Origin of the sequence: endosymbiont of Riftia pachyptila (vent Ph05), from assembly GCF_000224455.1 — a bacterium.
Taxonomy (GTDB): domain Bacteria; phylum Pseudomonadota; class Gammaproteobacteria; order Chromatiales; family Chromatiaceae; genus Endoriftia; species Endoriftia persephonae.
This window is the reverse complement of the sequence record NZ_AFOC01000137.1, coordinates 1-6,162: the sequence shown is the minus strand read 5'-3', so window position 1 is coordinate 6,162 and position 6,162 is coordinate 1. Positions and strand designations below refer to the sequence as shown.

Sequence of the window (6,162 nt, the reverse complement as noted above, 5' to 3'; positions counted from 1 at the left end):
CTGACATGGTTGCGCTAACGATGAACTCAGCGCCTTCGGCCAGAGGCATATAGACTGAGCTACCGTAATAGGCGTCCACCATTCCAAGTTGTTCCGCGATAGTCATCGCGGCACTGATCCAGGTGCCAGGCGACTCAATCAGTTCGATGATCACGGGTTCAGAAGCGACTTGCGCGTTCTTCTCCCGACGAGAGGAAAATCGCTCAAGTCGGACGTTTGGTGTTTTTCCCAGCAGAGCCGCCCACGCTTTCCACTTCAAAAAGCGTCCATCAAGTTGCCACTCCTCTCCTGGCATATCCAGCCTAATCGGTTGCTTGCCGTCGATACGGAGCATCAACGCTCGCCCCAGCTCTGATTTCTCGCCCACAATAACCTTGGCCAGAACCCGCTCTGCGGTCAGTTTTGTATAGGTATGCAGATTCAGGCCAAGCAGCATAAAAAAGAGCCCCACCAAAGCAGCGCTGGTTCCTGCACTACCAGCCAAGCTGGCCCACAGAATTTTTCGCTTGGACACCAGCCTCAGGCTCATCAGGATGATGCTCCCCCAAGGCAATCGGATGCCATCTCGACGCTCATCATGGATTAGGATCAGTTTTGACTGAGAGAGCCGTCATTCTACACGCAATAAAAAACCCCGGACCATAGTTGATCCGGGGTTTGGAATAAGCGCCTGGCAGTGACCTACTTTCACATGGGGAGACCCCACACTATCATCGGCGCTAAGTCGTTTCACTTCCGAGTTCGGGATGGGATCGGGTGGTACCAACTCGCTATGGCCGCCAGGCAAACAAGTGGTCCTGCTCCTATCGGAGCAGAACAGCATTCGGTTAGATCGCTTGGGTGTCGCATTCGCTTAACCATCCCAAAACGTTTGGGGTTATATGGTCAAGCCTCACGGTCAATTAGTACTGGTTAGCTTCACACATTACTGCGCTTCCACACCCAGCCTATCAACGTCATAGTCTTTAACGGACCTTCAGGGACCTCAAGGGTCCAGCGAGATCTAATCTTGGGAGGGGCTTCCCGCTTAGATGCTTTCAGCGGTTATCCTGTCCGTATGTAGCTACCCGGCAATGCCACTGGCGTGACAACCGGAACACCAGAGATACGTCCACTCCGGTCCTCTCGTACTAGGAGCAGCTTCCCTCAAATCTCGAACGCCCACGGCAGATAGGGACCGAACTGTCTCACGACGTTCTAAACCCAGCTCGCGTACCACTTTAAATGGCGAACAGCCATACCCTTGGGACCGACTTCAGCCCCAGGATGTGATGAGCCGACATCGAGGTGCCAAACACCGCCGTCGATATGAACTCTTGGGCGGTATCAGCCTGTTATCCCCGGAGTACCTTTTATCCGTTGAGCGATGGCCCTTCCATACAGAACCACCGGATCACTAAGACCTACTTTCGTACCTGCTCGACGTGTCTGTCTCGCAGTCAAGCACCCTTATGCCTTTGCACTCATTGCGCGATGTCCGACCGCGCTGAGGGTACCTTCGTGCTCCTCCGTTACTCTTTGGGAGGAGACCGCCCCAGTCAAACTACCCACCATACACTGTCCCCAACCCGGATAACGGGTCTAGGTTAGAACTTCAAACATACCAGGGTGGTATTTCAAGGTTGGCTCCACCGAAACTGGCGTTCCGGTTTCAAAGCCTCCCACCTATCCTACACAAGTAGGCTCAAAGTCCAGTGCAAAGCTGTAGTAAAGGTTCACGGGGTCTTTCCGTCTAGCCGCGGGTACACTGCATCTTAACAGCGAGTTCAATTTCACTGAGTCTCTGGTGGAGACAGTGTGGCCATCGTTACGCCATTCGTGCAGGTCGGAACTTACCCGACAAGGAATTTCGCTACCTTAGGACCGTTATAGTTACGGCCGCCGTTTACCGGGGCTTCGATCAAGAGCTTCGCTTGCGCTAACCCCATCAATTAACCTTCCGGCACCGGGCAGGCGTCACACCCTATACGTCCTCTTTCGAGTTTGCAGAGTGCTATGTTTTTAATAAACAGTCGCAGCCACCTGGTCTCTGCGGCCCCCCATAGCTTGCACTACGAGGGGCGTACCTTCTCCCGAAGTTACGGTACCATTTTGCCTAGTTCCTTCACCAGAGTTCTCTCAAGCGCCTTGGAATACTCATCCTGCCCACCTGTGTCGGTTTGGGGTACGGTCTATATGCAGGGGCTATTTCCTGGAACTCCTACGCCACCATATCGACAACCAACGCGATACAGTAACTACCGGAATTCGTCACCACCTGCAGGCTCAGGAATATTAACCTGATTCCCATCGACTACGCCTTTCGGCCTCGCCTTAGGGGCCGGCTAACCCTGCGCCGATTAGCGTTGCGCAGGAAACCTTGGGCTTTCGGCGTGCGGGCCTCTCACCCGCATTATCGTTACTCATGTCAGCATTCGCACTTCTGATACCTCCAGCATGCTTTACAACACACCTTCGCAGGCTTACAGAACGCTCCTCTACCATGCGTGTAAACACGCATCCGCAGCTTCGGTACACAACTTAAGCCCCGTTAAATCTTCCGCGCAGGCCGACTCGACTAGTGAGCTATTACGCTTTCTTTAAAGGATGGCTGCTTCTAAGCCAACCTCCTAGCTGTCTATGCCTTCCCACATCGTTTCCCACTGAGTTGTGATTTAGGGACCTTAGCTGGCGGTCTGGGTTGTTTCCCTTTCCACGACGGACGTTAGCACCCGCCGTGTGTCTCCCGCGATTGCACTTCCAGGTATTCGGAGTTTGCATCGGTTTGGTAAGCCGGGATGGCCCCCTAGCCGAAACAGTGCTCTACCCCCTGGAGTGAGACGCGAGGCGCTACCTAAATAGCTTTCGAGGAGAACCAGCTATCTCCGGGCTTGATTAGCCTTTCACTCCTACCCACAGCTCATCCCCTCACTTTTCAACGTAAGTGGGTTCGGGCCTCCAGCGCGTGTTACCGCACCTTCACCCTGGCCATGGGTAGATCGCCCGGTTTCGGGTCTACTCCCAGCGACTATGGCGCCCTATTAAGACTCGGTTTCCCTACGGCTCCCCTATACGGTTAACCTTGCCACTGAGAAGTAAGTCGCTGACCCATTATACAAAAGGTACGCAGTCACCCCCGAAGGGGCTCCCACTGCTTGTACGCATACGGTTTCAGGTTCTATTTCACTCCCCTCAACGGGGTTCTTTTCGCCTTTCCCTCACGGTACTGGTTCACTATCGGTCGGCAGAGAGTATTTAGCCTTGGAGGATGGTCCCCCCATGTTCAGACAGGATATCACGTGTCCCGCCCTACTCGATTTCACGATAAATAGGCTTTCGTGTACGGGGCTATCACCCTGTATCGCCGGACTTTCCAGACCGTTCCACTAACCACTCTATCGCTTAAGGGCTAATCCCCGTTCGCTCGCCGCTACTAAGGGAATCTCGGTTGATTTCTTTTCCTCCGGGTACTTAGATGTTTCAGTTCCCCGGGTTCGCCTCTACACCCTATGTATTCAGATGCAGATACCTCCTAAGAGGTGGGTTCCCCCATTCGGAAATCCTCGGATCAAAGCTAGTTTGACAACTCCCCGAGGCTTATCGCAGCCTACCACGTCCTTCATCGCCTTCTGCCGCCTAGGCATCCACCGTATGCGCTTACTCACTTGACCATATAACCCCAAAAATTCTGGGATACAATCAATGGTTACGAATGCAACATACCCAGTATCTAAGCCTTGAGAAACTTAGATACTTAATTGATAAGGATATCTTTCGATATCACCTATCAGCGATCTAACCTAATTTTTAAAGAGCAGACTTCGCAAATGCAAAGTGGCTAGCCTTCTCGCTAGACACTTCCCACTCATGAATTTGGTGGAGCCAGGCGGGATCGAACCGCCGACCTCCTGCGTGCAAGGCAGGCGCTCTCCCAGCTGAGCTATGGCCCCTGAACTCCAATCTGGTGGGTCTGGGAGGATTTGAACCTCCGACCTCACCCTTATCAGGGGTGCGCTCTAACCAACTGAGCTACAGACCCAATTTGCTCAAGTGCAGTACAGATGCTTCAAGCAACAGGCCTGTATCTGCTTTAACTGTGGATAGGTAATTTATGTGAGTACTCCGCCGACCCGGCGAAACTTTTTAAAGGAGGTGATCCAGCCCCAGGTTCCCCTAGGGCTACCTTGTTACGACTTCACCCCAGTCATGAATCACAAAGTGGTGAGCGCCCTCCCGAAGGTTAAGCTACCCACTTCTTTTGCAACCCACTCCCATGGTGTGACGGGCGGTGTGTACAAGGCCCGGGAACGTATTCACCGCGGCATGCTGATCCGCGATTACTAGCGATTCCGACTTCACGCAGTCGAGTTGCAGACTGCGATCCGGACTACGACCGGTTTTCTGAGATTGGCTCCCCCTCGCGGGTTTGCAGCCCTCTGTACCGGCCATTGTAGCACGTGTGTAGCCCAGCCCATAAGGGCCATGATGACTTGACGTCATCCCCACCTTCCTCCGGTTTGTCACCGGCAGTCCCCTTAGAGTTCCCACCATTACGTGCTGGCAACTAAGGGCAAGGGTTGCGCTCGTTACGGGACTTAACCCAACATCTCACGACACGAGCTGACGACAGCCATGCAGCACCTGTCACTCGGCTCCCGAAGGCACCAATCTATCTCTAGAAAGTTCCGAGGATGTCAAGGGCTGGTAAGGTTCTTCGCGTTGCATCGAATTAAACCACATGCTCCACCGCTTGTGCGGGCCCCCGTCAATTCCTTTGAGTTTTAACCTTGCGGCCGTACTCCCCAGGCGGTCAACTTATCGCGTTAGCTGCGCCACTAAGCCCTTATAATGAGCCCAACGGCTAGTTGACATCGTTTACGGCGTGGACTACCAGGGTATCTAATCCTGTTTGCTACCCACGCTTTCGCACCTCAGCGTCAGTATTGGTCCAGGAAGTCGCCTTCGCCACTGATGTTCCTCCGGATATCTACGCATTTCACCGCTACACCCGGAATTCCACTTCCCTCTACCATACTCTAGCCTGCCAGTATCAAATGCAGTTCCCAGGTTGAGCCCAGGGCTTTCACATCTGACTTAACAAGCCGCCTACGCGCGCTTTACGCCCAGTAATTCCGATTAACGCTCGCACCCTCCGTATTACCGCGGCTGCTGGCACGGAGTTAGCCGGTGCTTCTTCTAAAGGTAACGTCAAGACCCAAGGGTATTATCCTCAGGCTTTTCTTCCCAATTGAAAGTGCTTTACAACCCGCAGGCCTTCTTCACACACGCGGTATTGCTGGATCAGGCTTTCGCCCATTGTCCAATATTCCCCACTGCTGCCTCCCGTAGGAGTCTGGGCCGTGTCTCAGTCCCAGTGTGGCTGATCGTCCTCTCAGACCAGCTATGGATCGTCGCCTTGGTAGGCCATTACCCCACCAACTAGCTAATCCAACGCAGGCTCATCCAATAGCGCGAGGTCCGAAGATCCCCCGCTTTCCCCCGTAGGGCGTATGCGGTATTAGCTCGGATTTCTCCGAGTTGTCCCCCACTACTGGGCAGATTCCTACGCGTTACTCACCCGTCCGCCACTCGTCGCCAGAGAGCAAGCTCTCCGCGTTACCGTTCGACTTGCATGTGTTAAGCATACCGCCAGCGTTCAATCTGAGCCAGGATCAAACTCTTCAGTTTAAGTTTGATAGCTACTTATGGCAGCCAATCTTTTTGACTCGAAATTCAATCGAATTAACGCTTGAGTCTCTCGTCGATCTTTGGTCTCACCAAAGTCAACGGAGTACCCACACAAATTACCTATCCGACTTGTTAAAGAGCTTCCGGACTTTTCGTCCGGGAAAGACCGCCTATTTTACAGGCCTCCAATCTGGTGTCAAGAACTTTTTCTTGGATCCCGATCAGCGCCGTAGCGATCTCGTTTGGAGGCGCGTATTCTACAGGGCTAAGGTAGTCTGTCAACCCCTTTTTTTCAGCCCCGAGAAGCGCGCTTCCCGTCTCCTCCGTGGCCCGACTCAACCGCCGTTCGCCCCGTAAAGAGCCGCGCATTATACGGCCATCTTCCTCCCCGTCAAGACCTTATGCCATCTAATTGCACCCCCTCCCCTTCAAGCCTCAAACCTCACCATCAAACCAGCGTTACACGCGCAAACCGACGCTTGCCTACCTGGCAGA

At 53.5% G+C, this 6,162-nt stretch carries 1 protein-coding gene, 2 tRNA genes and 3 rRNA genes; all 6 read right to left on the bottom strand.

Annotation, left to right across the window (positions count from 1 at the left end; translation table 11 throughout):
• Positions 1–529: hypothetical protein (locus tag RIFP1SYM_RS15205; protein WP_039960707.1), on the bottom strand; the 529-nt coding region annotated here is incomplete at its 3' end.
• Positions 530–668: 139 nt separating this feature from the next.
• Positions 669–784: ribosomal RNA gene (gene rrf, locus RIFP1SYM_RS15200) — 5S ribosomal RNA — on the bottom strand.
• 97 nt (positions 785–881) lie between these two features.
• Positions 882–3,650, bottom strand: a 23S ribosomal RNA gene (locus tag RIFP1SYM_RS15195).
• A 203-nt stretch (positions 3,651–3,853) separates the two neighbouring features.
• Positions 3,854–3,929, bottom strand: a tRNA-Ala gene (locus tag RIFP1SYM_RS15190).
• Between the two features lie 12 nt (positions 3,930–3,941).
• Positions 3,942–4,018: transfer RNA gene (locus RIFP1SYM_RS15185), tRNA-Ile, on the bottom strand.
• 106 nt (positions 4,019–4,124) lie between these two features.
• A 16S ribosomal RNA gene (locus RIFP1SYM_RS15180) occupies positions 4,125–5,667 on the bottom strand.
• Together the 16S, 23S and 5S rRNA genes with 2 tRNA genes alongside form the textbook arrangement of a ribosomal RNA operon.
• Between the last annotated feature and the right edge of the window lie 495 nt (positions 5,668–6,162).